General features: G+C 66.6%; 17 protein-coding genes, 1 tRNA gene and 1 pseudogene. 7 read left to right on the top strand and 12 right to left on the bottom strand.

The window, feature by feature from the left end; all coding sequences use genetic code 11:
- From ASF32_RS21100 to ASF32_RS25640, 3 genes and pseudogenes are all read right to left on the bottom strand, one after another.
- Positions 1-300 (bottom strand): annotated as a pseudogene (locus ASF32_RS21100) (PhnA-like protein); the annotation flags it as partial.
- Between the two features lie 120 nt (positions 301-420).
- On the bottom strand, positions 421-924 hold the full coding sequence (locus ASF32_RS21105) for a CsbD family protein (RefSeq protein WP_056433174.1): 504 nt from the start codon (positions 922-924) through the stop codon (positions 421-423).
- Positions 925-982: 58 nt separating this feature from the next.
- Entirely contained in the window at positions 983-1,144 is a 162-nt protein-coding gene (locus tag ASF32_RS25640) for a CsbD family protein (RefSeq protein ID WP_200919214.1), read from the bottom strand.
- A gap of 537 nt (positions 1,145-1,681) precedes the next feature.
- Here ASF32_RS25640 and ASF32_RS21110 point away from each other — a divergent pair.
- The gene (locus ASF32_RS21110) at positions 1,682-2,293 is read left to right on the top strand and encodes a sigma-70 family RNA polymerase sigma factor (protein ID WP_244477984.1); all 612 of its coding nucleotides are present in this window, start codon (positions 1,682-1,684) and stop codon (positions 2,291-2,293) included.
- Positions 2,294-2,403: 110 nt separating this feature from the next.
- Here the strand turns inward: ASF32_RS21110 and ASF32_RS21115 are convergent, their stop codons facing one another.
- The 4 genes from ASF32_RS21115 to ASF32_RS21130 form a co-directional block, all read right to left on the bottom strand.
- Positions 2,404-3,636 (bottom strand): FAD-dependent monooxygenase, encoded by a 1,233-nt coding sequence (locus ASF32_RS21115; RefSeq protein ID WP_056433182.1) that lies wholly within the window; start codon positions 3,634-3,636, stop codon positions 2,404-2,406.
- A gap of 131 nt (positions 3,637-3,767) precedes the next feature.
- On the bottom strand, positions 3,768-6,275 hold the full coding sequence (locus tag ASF32_RS21120) for a PAS domain-containing protein (protein WP_056433185.1): 2,508 nt from the start codon (positions 6,273-6,275) through the stop codon (positions 3,768-3,770).
- The gene (locus tag ASF32_RS21125; RefSeq protein WP_056433188.1) at positions 6,275-6,466 is read right to left on the bottom strand and encodes a type II toxin-antitoxin system ParD family antitoxin; all 192 of its coding nucleotides are present in this window, start codon (positions 6,464-6,466) and stop codon (positions 6,275-6,277) included. Before ASF32_RS21125 ends, ASF32_RS21120 begins: the two co-directional genes overlap by 1 nt.
- 258 nt (positions 6,467-6,724) lie before the next feature.
- Positions 6,725-7,603, bottom strand: a complete 879-nt coding sequence (locus ASF32_RS21130) for an SDR family oxidoreductase (protein ID WP_056433190.1) — start codon at positions 7,601-7,603, stop codon at positions 6,725-6,727.
- A 207-nt stretch (positions 7,604-7,810) separates the two neighbouring features.
- On the opposite strand from ASF32_RS21130, the gene ASF32_RS21135 reads away from it, so the two are divergent.
- Positions 7,811-8,728 carry a LysR family transcriptional regulator gene (locus ASF32_RS21135; RefSeq protein WP_056433193.1) on the top strand — a complete coding sequence of 306 codons (918 nt, stop codon included), beginning with the start codon at positions 7,811-7,813 and terminating at the stop codon, positions 8,726-8,728.
- Positions 8,729-8,951: 223 nt separating this feature from the next.
- On the opposite strand, the gene ASF32_RS21140 is transcribed toward ASF32_RS21135, so the two are convergent.
- Positions 8,952-9,854 (bottom strand): LysR family transcriptional regulator, encoded by a 903-nt coding sequence (locus ASF32_RS21140; protein WP_056433197.1) that lies wholly within the window; start codon positions 9,852-9,854, stop codon positions 8,952-8,954.
- Positions 9,855-10,044: 190 nt separating this feature from the next.
- Between ASF32_RS21140 and dctA the strand changes: the two genes are divergently transcribed.
- The 5 genes from dctA (at position 10,045) to ASF32_RS21165 (ending at position 15,080) form a co-directional block, all read left to right on the top strand.
- Positions 10,045-11,376, top strand: a complete 1,332-nt coding sequence (dctA, locus tag ASF32_RS21145) for a C4-dicarboxylate transporter DctA (RefSeq protein ID WP_056433200.1) — start codon at positions 10,045-10,047, stop codon at positions 11,374-11,376.
- A gap of 74 nt (positions 11,377-11,450) precedes the next feature.
- On the top strand, positions 11,451-12,614 hold the full coding sequence (locus ASF32_RS21150; RefSeq protein WP_056433205.1) for a mandelate racemase/muconate lactonizing enzyme family protein: 1,164 nt from the start codon (positions 11,451-11,453) through the stop codon (positions 12,612-12,614).
- Between the two features lie 114 nt (positions 12,615-12,728).
- The gene (locus tag ASF32_RS21155) at positions 12,729-13,004 is read left to right on the top strand and encodes a hypothetical protein (protein ID WP_056433208.1); all 276 of its coding nucleotides are present in this window, start codon (positions 12,729-12,731) and stop codon (positions 13,002-13,004) included.
- Positions 13,001-13,975, top strand: a complete 975-nt coding sequence (locus ASF32_RS21160; RefSeq protein WP_056433216.1) for a 2-hydroxyacid dehydrogenase — start codon at positions 13,001-13,003, stop codon at positions 13,973-13,975. Before ASF32_RS21155 ends, ASF32_RS21160 begins: the two co-directional genes overlap by 4 nt.
- 25 nt (positions 13,976-14,000) lie before the next feature.
- Positions 14,001-15,080: a tartrate dehydrogenase gene (locus tag ASF32_RS21165; protein ID WP_156467922.1), complete on the top strand. Its 1,080-nt coding sequence runs from the start codon at positions 14,001-14,003 to the stop codon at positions 15,078-15,080.
- A 479-nt stretch (positions 15,081-15,559) separates the two neighbouring features.
- Here ASF32_RS21165 and ASF32_RS21170 read toward each other — a convergent pair.
- The 4 genes from ASF32_RS21170 to ASF32_RS21185 form a co-directional block, all read right to left on the bottom strand.
- A tRNA-Met gene (locus ASF32_RS21170) sits at positions 15,560-15,636 on the bottom strand.
- Between the two features lie 116 nt (positions 15,637-15,752).
- The gene (trpB, locus tag ASF32_RS21175) at positions 15,753-16,994 is read right to left on the bottom strand and encodes a tryptophan synthase subunit beta (protein WP_056433223.1); all 1,242 of its coding nucleotides are present in this window, start codon (positions 16,992-16,994) and stop codon (positions 15,753-15,755) included.
- 136 nt (positions 16,995-17,130) lie between these two features.
- Positions 17,131-17,775 carry a phosphoribosylanthranilate isomerase gene (locus tag ASF32_RS21180; RefSeq protein ID WP_056433227.1) on the bottom strand — a complete coding sequence of 215 codons (645 nt, stop codon included), beginning with the start codon at positions 17,773-17,775 and terminating at the stop codon, positions 17,131-17,133.
- Between the two features lie 15 nt (positions 17,776-17,790).
- Complete coding sequence (locus ASF32_RS21185; RefSeq protein WP_056433230.1) at positions 17,791-18,162, bottom strand: LapA family protein; 372 nt, start codon at positions 18,160-18,162, stop codon at positions 17,791-17,793.
- Positions 18,163-18,173 lie beyond the last annotated feature (11 nt).

Below are 18,173 nucleotides of genomic sequence, written 5' to 3' on the forward strand. Positions count from 1 at the left end.
GGGCTTGCCCGACAGGCGCCCGGCGATGAAGCCGCCCGCCAGGGCGGCCACGATGCCCGAGACGATGAACCAGATGCCGGCGCTGAGCGACAGGGTCGAGGCRGCCGGGTTRTCGGCGGCCACCGGTCCGACGCTGGACAGGCCGATGCCGACGCCGACCATGTTGAGGATGACCTGGGTCACCAGGGCGGTGACGGCGCCGGCGAAGATCGCGCCCCACGACACCTGGTTCAGCAGGACGGTGCGGGTGTCGGCGGCGGCCGGGGTGGATGAGGTCGCAAGAAGGGGGGAAGTGGACACGATACTGGTACTCCGGGTCGTCGGTCGTCCGAGAAGCTCGGTCGTTCGGGGGTGGGTGAACTCATGGGTCCAACCGCGCGGTCACGGCGCGGTCGGACCGATCGATCGCAGCGCTAAGCGTCAGTCGCGGCCGTGGATGAGGAGGCCGATTCCGTAGCCGAGGAGGCCGGCGACCAGCAGGGCGGCGACAGGGTGCTCGGCGATCTGGTTGCTGGCTTCGCGGCTGCCCTGGCGCAGATAATTGCCGCCGTTTTCGTAGGCGTCCTCGGCCCGGTCATAGGCCTCGCGGCCAGCGCTGCGGACGGAGCGCTCGGCGCGGTCGTAGGTGTCGGCAGCGGCGCCCTGGGCGCGGCGCGCGCGGTCCTCGACGTCGTCGGACCCGATCAGGTTGCCGACCGTGTCGCGAACCTTACCGCCGATGTCGCGGGCGGTATCGACCACTTGGTCGGCCGCGTCGCGCACGGTGTCCTTGGCTTGGCCATAGAGGTTCTCGGCAGCACCCTGTGCCTCGCGCGCACGGCCCTCCACCGAATCCCGCTTCGAACCGGTGAGGTCGCCCACCGTGCCCTGCACTTTGCCGCCGAGTTCCTTGGCGGCGCCCGTGATGCGATCCGCATCGACCATGATGTCTCTCCTGTTCTTGTCGTGAAGGATGTTCGTGAAGCGTGACGTTCCGCCGAAGCTACGACTTTGGGGTGGTCTTCGGTTTCACGTCGGGTTTCAGTAATTTCTGCTGAGATCTGCCATCGGCTTCGACTTCTGGATCTCCGACCAGTTTACCGATGGCCTCTTTCACCGAGGCCTTGAGCTTGTCGGAAGCATCGGTCGTCTTTTGCGCGCTCACGGGATGCTCCAATGCCTCAGCGACTGACGCACCCCTCAAGTGGCCCGTGCTCACTGCCGAGCAATGATGCAAATCTACTAGTAGAGTGATTTTTATTCGTCAGTTCAGAGCAAGGGGAAACTGTCGCTACGGCTCTGGACAACGTCTGCGGAATGCTCGTGCTCGTTGAGCTTCCGGCGGGCGGCCTCCGTGTGGCCGCCTGTCATGACGATCGAGACAAGACAGTCCTTGCGCCCGCCGACCCGCCGAAGCTCATGCCTGCCGCCGCCAACCACCTTCGACCGCCTTCCGTGCCGCCTGTATCAAGCCCGCCTCTAACAGGTGGGGGTGGCCGGCGGTTCCGATGTGTGAAAGCGAAAGACTGGTATATCTGGATCATTGACGTGAACGTGAGCGATCATCCAGAAGCGCGTACGTATTCTCAACCGTAGAAGCACGGCGACCTCCGGCCGCTATCCGGTACAAGGACGTATCTGCGGAATGTACGCCACCACAGAAGCTAAAGAATCTTCATATCCAGATGGCTCGAATCCCCCTGTGCAGGATGAGCTTGGACGAAGACTTGAAGAGCTCATTCCCAGAGCGGGCACGGTCGAGGCCGATACGCGGCTCGGTAGGGTTCTGCTCCGGCTCAGAGCCGCCCTGCTCGACGCGGAGGCGGAGCGGCAGGTCTCGAAGGCGTTCGGCGACGGGGTGATCGCCCTCGTGCCGCGCCTGCGCCGCTCCGCTCTCCTGCGCACCGGCAACATCGTGGAGGCCGACGACATGGTCCGGGCCACGCTGATGCGGGCTTGGGAACAGCGCTCCCAGTTCGCTGAGGGCACCAGCCTCGTGGCGTGGCTGTTCACGATCCTGCGCAATATCCACCACAACAAGCACAGGCGCGTGAGGCGCCGGATCTTGGATTTCGACGGTGCCGTCGCGGCCGAACACTCGGCGGCTGCCAACCAGCAGCAAGGGGCCGCCCATCTCGCATTACAGACTGCCCTGGATGCCGTTCCCATGGAGGAGCGAGAGACGTTGTTGCTGGTGACGGTGGATGGACTCACGCATGAGGAGGCGGCCGCCGTGCTCGAGTGCCCTGTCGGCACCGTGAGGGGCCGGGTGAGCCAGGCGCGTTACCGCCTCACCCTTGCGCTGGGCCAATGACGCCGATGTCCGCGCGCCCGCGCTGAGAGTGAGGAGTCGCCTGGCCGTTCGGTCCGGTGTCCGTCGCTCGGCTGGCCCTGTCGGGTCCCGGCGCTTTCGTCGCGCCGCGATCAAACTGTCCGAAGCGTGGAGGATGGCCCCTCGTCAGCCGTGGGCGGAGGGTCGTAACGCGACATGTCGGGTGCCTTCGGCGCATTCGAGAACAGTTTTCCCGCGACACGCCGTGTGATGGGCATGCTGGCGAACCGCAACGCACCGTGGAGGAGACGGATGCCGAGGCGACTTTTCGGGTTCGCCAATTTCGGGGCGATCTTCGGGACGCCTTGGCCCTGCTCGACCATCGGTCGCATCGCCCTCTCGTAGGCATCGAAGCCCGAGCGAATATCGGCGGTCCGCGAGAACTCGTGGGCCAGCACGAAGGCGCCGGTGATGGCGAGGGTAGTGCCGATGCCCGCGAGCGGCGTGGCGCACCAGGCCGCATCACCCACCAGTGCGACGCGGCCCTTCGACCAGCGCGGCATCCGGACCTGGCGAAGGACGTCGAAGTAGAAATCCTCCGTCGTGTCCAGGCCGGCGAGGACACGTCCGGTCTGCCAGCCGGCATCGGCGAAGCGCTCCCGCAGGAACGCCTTCTGCTGGTCGCTGTCCCAGCCTTGCTCGTTCCCCGGCGGCTGCCGGAGGGACAGCATCGCCCGTGTGGTGCCGTTGCGATCAGGTCGAAGCGAGACGCTCCGGCCACCGGTCGCATTGTACCAGCGCCAGAGCCGGTCGTCGTCGGCGACGCGCGGGATGGTGAAATAGGCGATGACGAGATCCATCCAGCGTGGATCGTTCTCGCCGGGGAAGACGAGCTCGCGCGTCGCCGAACCGACACCCTCGGCGATGACGACGGCGTCGTAGCGCTCGGTGCGACCGTTCGCGAAGGTGACGGTCGCCGCCTCCCCGTCCTGGTCGATCCTGTCGATGCTGTCACCGAAGCGAAACCGTGCCGTGTCGCGCCCGGCCTCGTAGAGGAGGCGGGCGAGGTCCCCGCGCAGGATCTCCATCTCGGCCGTCGGTCCGTCGCCGCCGTCCCTGTCCACGAGGAATTGAGCGGCGATCCGGCCCTCGCCATCGACCCAAGCGGTTCCGGTTTCGCCCGTTCCGCGTTCGAGGGCGATCTGTTCCAGCCCCATCCGGCGCAGCACGTCACGGCCGACGCCGCGCACGTCGATGTTCTGCCCGCCGTCCCGGAAGGTGGGTGCCCGTTCGACCACGGTGACCTCGTTTCCGAGATGGGCAAGCCACCATGCGAGGGTACAGCCGGCCACGCTTGCTCCGGTGACGAGGATGCGATGAGCCATGAAATGTCCGGGAGCGTGGTGACGATGCGGGGCTGGATCTAGGTTCCGAGCACGGAATCACCAGCGGACGATCGATGTCAGGGGGGAGGCTTCTTAAGTTTGCCGGGTGGAATTCGCGAATGCCGCTTCGATCAGCCGACGAGCGCGTTCATCGGCTTCGTCGTCAATTGCCTTAGGATGCGCCCGAGCTGTTCGGCCGAGTACGGCTTGTGCAGAAGCTCGAAACCCTCCGTTCCATCCTGCGCCAGGACGTGGCTGTAGCCTGAAGCGAGCAGTATCGGCAGGCTCGGCAGTTGCGCGCGCAATCGCTTGGCCAGGGCGATGCCGCCCATGCCCGGCATCACGACATCCGAGAACACGGCGTCGAATCCGTTGCCCTCGCTCCCCAACAGCTCCAGCGCTTCCTCGGCATTGACGGCCCAGGTGGTGCGGTAGCCGAGGTCTTCGAGGATCTGCGTGGCGAAGCGGCCCACCTCGATATTGTCCTCGACCACCAGGACGCGCTGGCCCGCACCCATCGGGGAGCCCGGGGCCGGCTGCGGTATCTCGCGGTCCGCGCCGTTCTGCTCGATCACGATCTCGGGCAGGTAGAGTGTGAACGTCGTGCCGTGCCCGAGCCTGGTCGACACGTCGACATCGCCGCCCGACTGCTTGGCGAAACCGAACACCTGGCTGAGGCCGAGGCCGGTTCCCTTCCCCACCTCCTTGGTGGTGAAGAACGGCTCGACGATGCGGCCCAACTGCTCAGGCGCGATTCCGGTGCCCGTATCGGTGAGGGAGATCGCCGCGAAGGCTCCGAGGGCGACCGCATGCCCCCGGATCGGCGACAGCTTTCCCCGGCGCACCAGAGTCAGGGTCAGGGTCCCCTCCCCGTCCATCGCATCGCGGGCATTCACCGCCATGTTGACGAGGGCGGTCTCGAACTGGCTCAGGTCCGCCTTCACGAAGCAGGGCTCGTCGGGCGTTTCCACCGTCAGGCGAATGCGGGCCCCCGTCACGGTGTCGATCATCTCGGAGACGGCGCGCAGGCGCTCGCCGACCTCGAACACTTCGGGCTTGAGGGCCTGGCGGCGGGCGAAGGCGAGGAGCTGCCCGGTCAGCTTCGCGGCGCGGTCGACCGTATCGGACACGGCATCGAGGTAGCGCCGCTTGCGCTCCTCGGGCAGCTCCGGCCGGCGTAGGAAATCGACGGATGAGCGGATGATGGTCAGGAGGTTGTTGAAATCGTGCGCCACGCCTCCGGTCAGCTGCCCGACGGCCTCCATCTTCTGCGATTGGCGCAACGCTTCCTGCGTGTCGGCGAGTGCGGTCTCGGCGCGCAGCCGCTCCGAGATATCCTTGGCGTAGTGGAACGCCCCGACGATGTGTCCCACCTCGTCGCGCAAGGGCGAGTAGGACACCTCCCAATAGGGCTTCGCCAGGTCGGGGTCGCCGAATTCCTCGGTGACGGTGAATGTCTCGCCCCGGAGCGCGCGCTCCATCAACCCGCGCATGACCGGGGCCTGGTCCGGCGGGAACAGGTCGGGGAACACCTCGCCGACCTGCACGCGGTGGGCGAAGATGCGGAAGAACTCGTCGCTATGGGCCTGATTGAAGGCGATGAGCCGGTACGCGGTGTCGAAGGCGCAGATGGGCGCGGCGCTGGATTGGAGGATGTCGCGCGACAGACGAAGCTCCGCCGTCCGCTCCGCGACCTGCCGCTCCAGGTCGTCGTTCAGGGCTTGCAGGGCCTCCGCCCCGGCTTGCCGCGCGGTCTCGGCCCGGTAGCGCTCGGTGATGTCGCGGGAGATGCCGACGAGCTTGAGGGCACTGCCCTCGTCAGGCTGGAATGGCGCGAAGCTCACCTCCCACCAGCGGAGGTCGCCATCGGCCGTCTGGGCCTGCCCCTCGATGCGTGAGACCTCTCCGGCGGCCGCCCGCCGGACGGCATCGCGCAGCTTGGCGCGCTCGCTCTCCGGCCAGAGGCCGGCATATTCCTGCCCCACCACGTCCTGGAGCGATCCGATCTGGTTCAGTTCGAGCCCCCGCGCGCTCATGAATTCCAGCGTGCCGTTGGCGGAGAGCACCTTCACGCAATCTGGGCTCGCCCTGAGGATGCCTCTGACGAAGGCGTCGCTGCGCCGGAGCGCCTCCCGGTCGGCGAGGCGCCTATGCGCGTCGAGATGGAAGCCGATGAGGTCGGCGAACATCCTGAACATGCCGACGGTCTCCGGCGTGTTCAGTCGGGCCGGACGAGGGTCGATGGCGCAGAGCGTGCCGAAGAAGCTGCCGTCCGGCAGCGTGATGGGCATCGAGATGTAGCTCTGGAAGCCGTACATCTCCGGGGTCGGATGCGCCTGGTACGCCGGGTCCTCGGACACGTGGTCGATGACCACGCCCGTCCCGGACGAGCGGATCGCGTCGCAGATCGTGGTGGCGACCGGCAGCTCGCCGCCCGGCGCCAGACCGAAGGCGATGTCGTCCTTGACGCTACAGGCGACCCAGCGGTCGTCCGTCACCCTGGCGATGGCGGCGAAGCCCATGCCCGTCGTCCGACAGACCACGTTCAGGATCGTCGGAACCGCGGCGATGCCCTCGACCGCAATGATATCCGCCTGGAAGTCGTGCGGGGCGGACGGAGCGGCAATCGAGGCGGTCATCATCTGTCCGCCGCTTTGGCGGAGCTATGGCCGCGGGAGCGAGGCACCGCGTGGTCACGCTCGATCAAAAGGCGAAGACCAGCGCGGACGACTTCGCTGGCATTTGCATAATGCCCACTCGCGACCTGACCCTTGATGTAGCTCTCCAGCTCATGGGTCAGGGCGATGTTGCGGGTCGGCGTGCTCGACATGACCGAACGGTGTCACAGGGACATGAAGCTGTCAAAAGTTAGCAACTGTACCGGTCGCGGGGGCAGCGGCAGCGGTTCAATCAGCTCTGATCCCGCAGGCATCCGGGAGCGTGCCGAACCGGACGTTCGGCCACATCCGGGGCATCCCGATCCGTTCAGCGCAGGGGCTGGAAGGCCCCTACGAGGCAACGTCCCCTCCATCGAGCGAAACCGAACCCGTCGAAAAGCGGCGGGTCGCATGTCCCGCCGCCTCATGTTTCAGATGACGTGTGCCATGCCCATGGCCCGAAGCATGTCGTTCTGGATCGGAGCCACCGCCTCATTGATGCGCGCGACGCCGAAATCCACGCCCTCTGGCATGACCACCGTGCGCAGGGGACGCCGCTCCGTTGCCTCGACCAGCCCGGCGATCGCATCGGCGACGAGTTGCGGGCGCGGAGGATGGGCGGGGTCGTACGACTTGTCGGCGTTGTCCTTGATCTGGCCCGGGATCGACGCCACTGCGCCATAGGCGGTCAGTACGCCCGTATCGGACGGCTCGGGGCTGGACGAGATCAGGTTGCTGGGGAACGGGCCCGGCTCCACGATGACCGAATCGATCCCGAAGCCGCTCAGCTCGTAGCGATAAGTCTCCGCCAGGGCCTCGAGCGCGAACTTGGTCGCCGCATAGACACCGAAGAACGGGATGACGAAGCGTCCCATCAGCGACGTGACCTGCACGATCAGTCCGCTGCCGGCGTCGCGCATATGCGGCAGGACGGCACGGTCGGCGCGGACCGCCCCGAAAACATTGACCGCGAACAGCCGTTCGACATCGGCGATCGTGTAGGCTTCCGTCACCCCGATGGGCATCAGGCCGGCATTGTTGACCAGAACGTCGATCCTGCCGTGCTGCGCGATGACCCGAGCGATGGCGGCCTCGACCGAGTCGTCGCTGACCACATCCATTTCGAGGACCTGCAGGGGTTTCCCCTCCGCCTTTGCGGCCTCGATCAGTTCGTTCCGGACCGCGCTGTTCCGGCCCTCGACATCCCGCATGGTCGCGATGACGGTGTGACCGCGCCTTGCCAGTTCCAGGGCCGTGAGTTTTCCAAAGCCACTGCTCGCGCCGGTGACCACAACGACTTTCGCGCTCATCCTCAGTTCTTCCTTTTCCATCCGGGGCGTGCCTACGGGACTCGACCTCTGCCGCCCGTTGGGCGGGGCCGCTCCTGTCGGGGCCTCGCCGTCCGTCCGCCCTTCCTCTAGCGTAGATTTTTCTGCGGCTTCAGATCTGAGTATTCGCTTCTTTGTTGCCTGTGGCGCTACAATCGACGGATCAGGATCGGCAGGACTGGGCGACCGATGCGGGACAAGTTCGACGGCGTACAGATCTTCGTGGAGGCGGTAGAGGCTGGCGGGTTCGCGCGGGCGGCCGACCGGCTGTCCCTGTCCCGGTCCGCCGTCGGCAAGGCCGTGGCCCGGCTCGAGGAGCGGCTCGGCGTGCGTCTGTTCCAGCGGACCACGCGCACCCAGAGCCTGACGGAAGCCGGGCAGCAATTCTACGAACATTGCCTGCGCGCCGTCGCGGAATTGCGGACCGGCGAGGCGCTCCTCGAATCGGGCCGCCAGGAGGTGGCGGGGCGATTGCGGATCTCGATGCCGGTTCTCCTCGGCCGGCGCTGCGCGGCGCCGATCCTGCTCGACTACGCCAAGGCGCATCCGAAGCTGGAACTCGACCTGAATTTCAGCGACCGGGTCATCGATCTGATCGCCGACGGCTTCGACCTCGGGCTGCGCTTCGGCGCGCTCGGCAACAACAGCTCCCTGCGTGCCCGGCGGCTGGTGACGGAACGTATGGTGCTCTGCGCCTCCCCGTCCTACCTCGATGCGCGCGGACGCCCGGAGGAGCTCGCGGATCTCGCCGGGCACGACGCGCTCGCCTATGCGCGCGGCGACCGCGGCTATGCTTGGCGCCTGCCGGATGCCAACGGCGTCCTCGTCCCGGTTTCCCCACATTCCAGGCTGCGGTTCGACGACGTCGAAGTCATCCTGAGCGCCGCCAAGGCGGGGCTCGGCCTCTGCTGGCTTCAACACTGGCTGATCCGCGACAGCCTGCAAAAGGGTGAACTCGTCCAGCTCTGGGCGGAGCGGCCCTACGCGACCATGGATTGCTACGCCGTCTGGCCCGCGGCACGGTATCTGCCGTTGCGGTCACGCCTCGCCATCGATGCGCTCGCCAGCCGGATGCCGAGTGACGGTATCGTCAAGCACCCTGGGTAGGATCGCGGAGCCCCCCGGGAGATATGCGGGAGTGGGCCGTTCAGGGGGCGGCCCGATTCGGTTCATAGGCTATCGACCTGTCTTGCCGATTCATCACCGAGGAGCGGGCAGATCCCAACCTTGCCATAGACGGCGATTGACTGACTTCCCGAAAGCAGATGTCCACCGGCCCAAGACTGGCCGTGCTCCACGGGGATGCGGCTGTGATCGACGCACCCACGAGCTATGAGGTTTGCGCTTCGGTGAGATAGTCCCAAAGCTCGTCGGCGGCGTGATTGCGGCACTCGAGCGAGCGGAACAGTCTGATCTCGATGGGCACGTCGAACTGTTCGTGCCCCGCGCGGACGAGGCGACCGCGCGTCTGATCGTCGGCCGCGACCGTTTGTGGGAGCCAGGCGACGCCGTGCCCCTCGCGCGCCATGGTCGTCAGCGTCGCGGCGAGATGCGAGGTGAAGCGGGTGTCGAGGTGGAACGAATCCCCGTTGCGGCAGCTCGCCAGGATGCGCCCGAGGCCCGAGGCCTGGCTGTAGGCCAGGTAGGGAACCGGCTCGGCGGACGATCCCGGCAACGACCACAGACCCGCGCCGTCTCCCGAGGGCGCGCAAAGCGGGATGAGACGATCGTCGCCGACCCGCACGCTCTCGAACCGGTCGGGCTCGAACCGTGTCGGGGCGTTCCCGTGGAAGTGGCAGAGCAGGAAGTGCACCTCGCCCGACAGCATGATCTGCTCGCACGCTTCCATGCTGTCCGAAATGAGATTGAGCGTGCCCAGGGTCCGGGATCGCATGACCCGGCGGACCCAACTCGGAAAGAACGTGAACGATAGAGCGTGGGTCGCGGCGATGGAGAGCGTCGCCGTATCCTGAGCGCCCACCGCCCGCGTCTCGCGGCGGGCCCGCTCCAGGCTGTGCAGCAGAGCCTGGGCTGCCGGGAGGAAGGTGACGCCGGCCGGGGTCAGCGCCGCCCCTTGCGCGCCCCGTGCGAAGAGCGGCGTCCCGACCCAATCCTCGAGAGCCCGGATGCGCCGGCTGAAGGCCGGCTGCGTCACGCTCCGGGCCTCCGCCGCCCGCGAGAACGTCTTCTGCTCCGCCAGCGCGAGGAAGTCCTTCAGCCAGTCCAGATCCATCGATCAGCCCAGATCCATCGGTCGGACCATGTCCATCCGTCCGTCCAGCCCGATGCCGTTCGCGCATAGCCCGAACCGAACATGGCATTGGCCGGACGAGGGTGTCCAGGCGTACCCACAGCATCAAGCCCCACAAGAGGGATCACTAATCAAGCTGCCCGCTAAGTGGCAGATCAGGAGGAAACAGATCATGAAGTCATGGCTAAGCCGACTCTATGTTCAAGTCTTCATAGCAATCGTCATCGGCGGGTTCGTCGGGTATTTCCTGCCCGACGTCGCCGTCACGCTGCAGCCCCTGGCGGACGGCTTCATCAAGCTGATCAAGATGCTGCTCGCGCCGGTCATCTTCGGTACCATCGTGGTCGGCATCGCCAAGATGGGTAACATGAAGGAGGTCGGCCGCATCGGTGTGCGGGCGCTGATCTACTTCGAGGTCGTCTCGACGCTGGCCCTCGTCATCGGCCTCGTGGTGGTCAACGTGATGCAGCCGGGCGTCGGCATGAACATCGACGCCACGCATATCGACGGCAGCGCCATCGCCTCCTACGCCAAGCGGGCGGAAGCGCAGCCCGGCATCGTCGGCTTCCTGATGGACATCATCCCCTCGACGATGGTGGATGCCTTCGCCAAGGGCGCCATGCTGCAGATCATCCTGATCTCGCTGCTCTTCGGCCTCGCCCTGGTTCAGGCGGGCGAACGCGGCAAGCCGGTGGTCGTCGTCATCGACAGCCTGCTGGACGCGCTGTTCCGCATCGTCGCCATGGTGATGCGCTTGGCCCCCATCGGTGCGGGTGCCGGCGTCGCCTTCACCATCGGCAAGTACGGGTTCGGCACCGTCTGGTCCCTCGCCTACCTGATGCTCGGTGTCTACGCCACGTCGATCCTGTTCGTCGTGCTGGTGCTCGGCTCCGTCTGCGCCTGGACCGGGTTCTCGCTCTTCAAGGTCCTCGGCTTCTTCAAGGACGAGATCCTCATCACCTTCGGGACCTGCTCCACCGAGGCCGTGATGCCCCGGATGATGGCCAAGCTGGAGCGGGTGGGCTGCGAGAAGTCGGTGGTCGGCCTCGTTCTGCCGACGGGCTACACCTTCAACGCCGACGGCACCTGCATCTACCTGACCATGGCGGCGATCTTCGTCGCCCAGGCCACCAACACGCCGCTGGGCATCGGCGACCAGCTCGTCGTCCTGGGCGTGCTGCTCCTGACCTCGAAAGGGTCGGCGGGTGTCGCCGGGGCCGGGTTCGTCACCCTCGCCGCCACCCTGTCGAGCATCCACACCGTCCCGGTCGCCGGCCTCGTCCTTCTGCTCGGCGTCGATCGCTTCATGAACGAGGCACGGGCGGTCACGAACCTCATCGGCAATGCGGTCGCCACCATCGCGGTCGCCAAGTGGGAAGGCGCCTTCGACCTCGCCAAGGCGGAGGAGGCCTACCGCAACCGGGCCGCCGTCTCATCCGAGGACGTCGTTCCCGACACGGAAGCCGGGCATGCCCTGCCCCGCCCCGTGGCGGCCGCCCACTAGACCTTCCGGGTGCTTTCGTCCGCTTCCATCCCTTCCCCCCGCGCGAATCCCTTCGCATCTCAAGGAGAGCCACCATGCGTATCGTCGACGTCTGCGAGATCACCAAGCCGATCTCCTCGCCCATCCGCAACGCCTATATCGACTTCTCGAAGATGACCGCCAGCCTCGTGGCCGTGGTCACGGACGTGGAGCGCGACGGCCGCCGGGTGGTGGGCTACGGCTTCAATTCCAACGGCCGCTACGGCCAGGGCGGCCTGATCCGCGAGCGCTTCAAGAACCGCATCCTCGAGGCCGAGCCCGCGAGCGTGCTCAACGAGGCCGGTGACAATCTCGACCCGCACAAGCTCTGGGCGGCGATGATGACCAACGAGAAGCCCGGCGGCCACGGCGAGCGCTCGGTGGCGGTGGGCACCCTCGACATGGCCATCTGGGACGCCACCGCCAAGATCGCCGGCAAGCCGCTGTTCCGGATGCTCGCCGAGCAGAAGGGCGTCGAGGCCAATCCGCGCGTCTTCGTCTACGCGGCCGGCGGCTATTACTATCCCGGCAAGGACGACACCCAGCTGCGCGCCGAGATGCGCGGCTACCTCGACCGTGGCTACAACGTCGTGAAGATGAAGATCGGCGGCGTGCCGATCGAGGAGGACCAGCGCCGCATCGAGGCCGTGCTGAAGGAGATCGGCTCGCAGGCGCAGCTCGCCGTCGACGTGAACGGCCGCTTCAACCTCGAACAGGGCATCGCCTACGCCAAGATGCTGCGCCAGTATCCGCTGTTCTGGTACGAGGAGATCGGCGATCCCCTCGACTACGCCCTGCAGGCCGCGATCTCCGAGTTCTATCCCGGCCCGATGGCGACCGGCGAGAACCTGTTCTCGCACCAGGATGCCCGCAACCTCCTGCGCTACGGCGGCATGCGGCCCGACCGCGACTACCTGCAGTTCGACTGCGCCCTGTCCTACGGACTCGTCGAGTACCTGCGCACCCTCGACGTGCTGGAGCAGTTCGGCTGGTCGCCCAAACGCTGCATCCCGCATGGCGGTCACCAGATGTCGCTCAACATTGCGGCCGGCCTCGGGCTGGGTGGCAACGAGAGCTACCCGGACCTGTTCCAGCCCTATGGCGGCTTCCCGGACGGGGTGAAGGTCGAGGACGGCCACATCGTCATGCCGGAGCTTCCCGGCATCGGCTTCGAGGGCAAGTCGGACCTGATCAAGGTCATGCGCGAACTCGCCGAGTAAGCGGCGACCGATCCGTGCGGGGCGCGATCCGGCCCCGCACGGCTTCCACCGCCGTCGCCCGGCTCCGGGCGGCGGCCGTCTCCCGGGAATCGACGTGCCGAGGAAATCCGTACGATGCGACCGCTCAGTGATGAGGAGCGAGCCGTTCTGTCCGCTTTGACCGAAGATTTCGTCAGCGCCACGGTGGTCAAGGTCAGGTCCGGCCTTCCGCGCGGCCAGAGGAACGAGACAGTCCTCGCGGCCTGTATGGGATTGGCGCAACGCGGTCTTGCCGAGCGGGTCGGCTCCGGGTTGCGGTCCACCCTCCGTTGGCGGAAAGCACAAGGTGGCTTCGCCCCGGAGCGGGAGCGCCACCTCCACGGAACACGCAACCGCGAAGAGGCCCCATGACAGCGCATGCGAAGGCGGAGATCCTGCTGCTGAAGGCGATCCTGCCCGATACGATCCGGGCCCTCGACGAGCGCTTCGTCCTCCACCGCCTCGATCGGGCCACCGACCGGGACGCGTTCCTGGCGGAGGTCGGCCCGGCCATTCGCGGCGTGGTGGTGGGAGGACAGGCGCCGGCGGAAGCCGATCTCTTCGCGCGCCTCCCCGCCCTGGAGATCGTCGCCAATTTCGGTGTCGGCTACGACACGATCGACGTCGCGGCCGCCAAGGACCGGGGCGCCGTCGTCACCAACACCCCGGACGTGCTCACCGAGGAGGTCGCCGACCTCGCCCTCGGCCTGCTCCTCGCCACCGTCCGCCGCCTCCCACAGGCCGACCGCTATCTCCGCGCGGGCGCCTGGCCGAAAGCCCCGTTTCCGCTCTCGCCCTCCCTGCGCGGGCGCCGCATCGGCATCCTCGGCCTCGGGCGGATCGGGCACGCCATCGCCACGCGCCTCGACGGATTCGGCTGCGCCATCGCCTATCACGGCCGCCGCAGGCAAACCGAGGTGGCCTATGACTACCACCCGAGCGCGGTTGAATTGGCGCGGGCCTGCGACATCCTCGTAGTCGTGGCGCCCGGCGGCGGAGCCGGGCCCCTCGTCACCGCGGAGGTGCTGGGCGCCCTCGGCCCGGAGGGCATCCTCATCAACGTGGCGCGCGGCAGCCTCATCGACGAGCCGGCCCTGATCGCGGCCCTCCAGCAGGGTGTGATCCACTCGGCCGGCCTCGACGTATTCGCGAACGAACCTCGGGTTCCCGATGCCCTCATGGCCTTGGACAACGTCGTTCTTTTGCCCCATGTCGGCTCGGCCACCCATTACACCCGCCGCGCCATGGGAAACCTCCTCGTGGACAATCTGGTCTCCTGGTTCGAGGGTCGGGGACCGGTGACGCCTGTCGCCGAGACGCCGTGGCCATCGAGCGCCGACTAATCCCCAAACCCCTCCGCGGAGTTCCATTTCCATGACATCACGCAGCTATCGCATCGCCGTCATTCCGGGCGACGGGATCGGCAAGGAGGTCGTGCCGGAGGGCGTGCGCGTCCTCGAGAAGGCGGCCAAGCGCCACGGCTTTAGCCTCGAGTTCGACTGGTTCGACTTCGCGAGCTGCGATTATTACGAGCGGCACAACCGGATGATGCCGGAGGACTGGAAGGCGCAGATCGGCGGCCACGACGCGATCTTCTTCGGGGCCGTCGGCATGCCGGACAGGGTGCCCGATCACGTCTCGCTCTGGGGCTCGCTGATCCTGTTCCGGCGTGAGTTTGACCAATACGCCAACCTGCGCCCCGTGCGCCTGATGCCGGGCGTGAAGAGCCCGCTCGCTGACCGCAAGCCCGGCGACATCGATTTCTGGGTGGTCCGCGAGAACACGGAAGGGGAATACTCGAATGCGGGCGGGCGCATGTTCGCCGGCACGGACCGCGAATTCGCCCTGCAGGAGACGATCATGACGCGCCACGGCGTCGACCGCATCCTGAAATTCGCCTTCGAGCTGGCCCAGAGCCGCCCGAAAAAGCACCTGACCTCGGCCACCAAGTCCAACGGCATCTCGATCACGATGCCCTATTGGGACGAGCGGGTGAAGGAGATGGCCAAGGCCTACCCGGACGTGGCCTGGGACCAGTACCATATCGACATTCTGACGGCCCATTTCGTGCTGAACCCGGACCGGTTCGACGTGGTTGTCGCCTCGAACCTGTTCGGCGACATCCTCTCCGACCTCGGACCCGCCTGCACGGGCACGATCGGCATCGCGCCCTCCGGCAACATCAACCCGGAGCGGCTCTTCCCCTCGGTGTTCGAGCCGGTGCACGGCTCGGCCCCCGACATCGCCGGCCAGGGCATCGCCAACCCCATCGGCCAGATCTGGTCCGGCTCGATGATGCTGGAGCATCTCGGCGAGCCCGAGGCCGCCCGGGAGATCGTCACAGGTATCGAGCGCGTCCTCTCCGAGCGGACCCTGCGCACCCGCGATCTCGGCGGCAACGCCGATACCGAAGCCTGCGGCAGGGCGGTGGAAGAAGCCCTCGGATAAGGGCATCCGGCTGGAACGGCAGGACGCGGCCACCGACGCCGAAGGCCGCATACTCGATCAGACCGGCGTCGGACCTTCCGGCGCCGGTACTTTCGTCGTCCGCTCCCGGCAAACAGCCGGTTGAAGTCCACCTGTGACTTCCATTCGGGGCGACGACCGAGCGTCCGGTTCCCGCGATCAAGATCAATCTACACTAAGGTCGACCTAGCCCTCCGTACCGAACGAGGTCGTGGCCTCCCGATTGCGCCGATGAGTGGCGAGTGGGGACGAAGCGCCATGGGATCATCGCTGAGGAGCATCGCGAGCGAGACTGAGGATACCAGGCAGGGGCCACGCAAAAACTGCTCATCGATGCCGTCAGGTGGACACCACGTCCCGATTGTTCGCGCTGTCCGGCAGATACCTCTCAGAGAACCAAAAAGCCCCGGACCAGGGGTCCAGGGCTCAAAGGCTAGGTCGATCTAACGACTAGGAATGATTGGTAGCGAGGGAGAGATTTGAACTCCCGACACAAGGATTATGATTCCTCTGCTCTAACCAACTGAGCTACCCCGCCACAACAAAGGAACCCGCGCGGTGCAGGCGCCCCTGAAGAGATCGGCGGTATAAAGAAATCCGCCTTCGGGTGTCAACGGGGAGTTTGCCACTTGCGAGCTCCCCGTTGCGGTTTTCTCAGAGGCGGGTTCCCAGGATTTCGGCCACCTGCGGGATGTCCTTGTCGCCACGGCCCGAGAGATTGAGCACCATCAGGTGTTCGGCCGGCTTCGTCGGCGCGATTTCGAACACCTTGGCGAGGGCGTGAGCCGGCTCCAGGGCCGGGATGATGCCCTCCAGCATCGAGCACAGCTTGAACGCTTCCAGCGTCTCGGAATCCGTCGCCGAGAGGTAGGTGACGCGCTTGGCCTCGTGCAGCCAAGCGTGTTCGGGGCCGATGCCGGGATAATCGAGGCCGGCGGAGATCGAGTGGGCGTCGGCGATCTGGCCGTCCTCGTTCTGAAGAAGGTAGGTTCGGTTGCCATGGAGCACTCCCGGCTTCCCGCCGGAGAGGGAGGCGGCGTGCAGGCCCGACGAGATGCCGTGGCCGGCGGCCTCGACGCCGTAGATCTCCACCTCGCGGTCGTCGAGGAACGGGTGGAACAACCCCATGGCGTTGGAGCCGCCGCCGATACAGGCGATGAGCGAGTCGGGCAGTCGCCCTTCCATCTCCAGCATCTGCTCCTTCGTCTCCCGGCCAATGATCGATTGGAAATCGCGCACCATCGCCGGATAGGGATGCGGGCCGGCCACCGTGCCGATGCAGTAGAACGTATCTGCGACGTTGGTGACCCAGTCGCGCAACGCCTCGTTCATGGCGTCCTTGAGGGTCTTGGTGCCGGATTCCACCGGGATCACCTCGGCGCCGAGCATCTTCATGCGGAAGACGTTGGGCGCTTGGCGCGCTACGTCGACGGCGCCCATGTAGACGACGCATTTCAAGCCGAACCGGGCGCAGAGGGTGGCGGTGGCGACCCCGTGCTGCCCGGCGCCCGTCTCGGCGATGATCCGGGGCTTGCCCATGCGGCGGGCCAGCATGATCTGACCGAGCACGTTGTTCACCTTGTGCGAACCGGTATGGTTCAACTCCTCGCGCTTGAAGAAGACCTTGGCTCCGTGACCCGGGGCCGATGCCGCGCGCAGGTGCTCGGTCAGGCGCTCGGCATAGTAGAGCGGGCTCGGACGGCCGACATAATGGGTCAGATGGCCGTTCATCTCCTGCTGGAAGGACGGATCTGCCTTCGCTTCCGTATAGGCCTTCTCGAGATCGAGGATGAGCGGCATCAGCGTCTCGGCGACGAAGCGTCCGCCAAAGATGCCGAAGCGGCCGCGCTCGTCCGGTCCGTTGCGGAACGAGTTCGGAGAGGGGGCGATGGTCAAGGTCAGTCGTCCTTCACGTCGTCGGCTGGCGGATCGCCGCCGGGCCTGTGCGTTCGGTATGGGGTTGCGCCAATGCCTAGACCCGTGCGGGGGGCGGCTACAATGCGGCGAACGCGTCGATTTGTGAAATCGGACGCTATTCGCCAGTCCGAACCGCCGCAATGAAGGCTCCGATGCGCTCGGAACTCTTTTCTCCCGGCCGGGTCTCGACCCCCGAAGAGACGTCGACAGCGCGAAGGCCCGTCCGACGGAGGGCCTCGGCAACATTGCCGGGAGCGAGGCCGCCGGACAGCATCGTCCCCGCCGGCAGGTCCAGCCCCGCGAGGATGTCCCAATCAAAGGCAATGCCGTTGCCGCCCGGCAGGGCCGCGTCGGGCGGAGGCTTCGCGTCGAGGAGAATGCGGTCGGCCGCTTCATAGGCGGAGAGAACGTCGAGATCCGAACGCGTCGAGACGCCGAGCGCCTTCATCACGGGGCGATTGCTGTGGGCACGGATGGCCGCGACCCGCTCCGGGGTCTCATGGCCGTGAAGTTGGATCCAATCCGGATCGACGGCCCTCAGGGCCGCATCGATCAGAGCATCGTCGGGATCGACGAGAAGGATGACCCGCTCCGCCCTGCCCTTCGCCTGTTCCGACAGCCGACCCGCCGTCTCGAAGTCGACATGACGCGGGCTCTTCGCGAAATGCACGAGGCCGACAAGGTCAGCCCCCGCCAAGAGCGCTGCGTCGAGGGCCGCGGGGGTACTGAGCCCGCAGATCTTGACGCGGATCGACGACATGGCTGCGCTTGGCCTCTAGCGCGGGGCGGGGAGCGCGACGCGGCCGTCCTGGCCGGGATAACGCTCGGCCGGCGTGGGCTCGCTGGCCGCGACGCGGGATTTCAGACGCTCGGTCTCGCCCTCCAGGCGACGGATCTCACGGCGGCGGGCGGCGCTCGTGCGCCGGGTGCCGGACTGGCCGAGCCAGGTGCCGATACCGCCGCAGAGAATGCCGATGGCGACAGAGGCGAAGATCAGGACGTAGAGTGGCAATGGCAGGCTGAAGGCCGGCGTGTCCGCCGTGAACGGATCGAAGGACAGGCGGACGACCTCCCGGTTCGCCACGGCCAGGGCCACGACCACGATCGCGACGGGAAGCAGCACCAAACCCTTGAAGAAGCGGATCATCGAGACACTCC

This window comes from Methylobacterium sp. Leaf91 (assembly GCF_001422815.1).
Classification (GTDB): domain Bacteria; phylum Pseudomonadota; class Alphaproteobacteria; order Rhizobiales; family Beijerinckiaceae; genus Methylobacterium.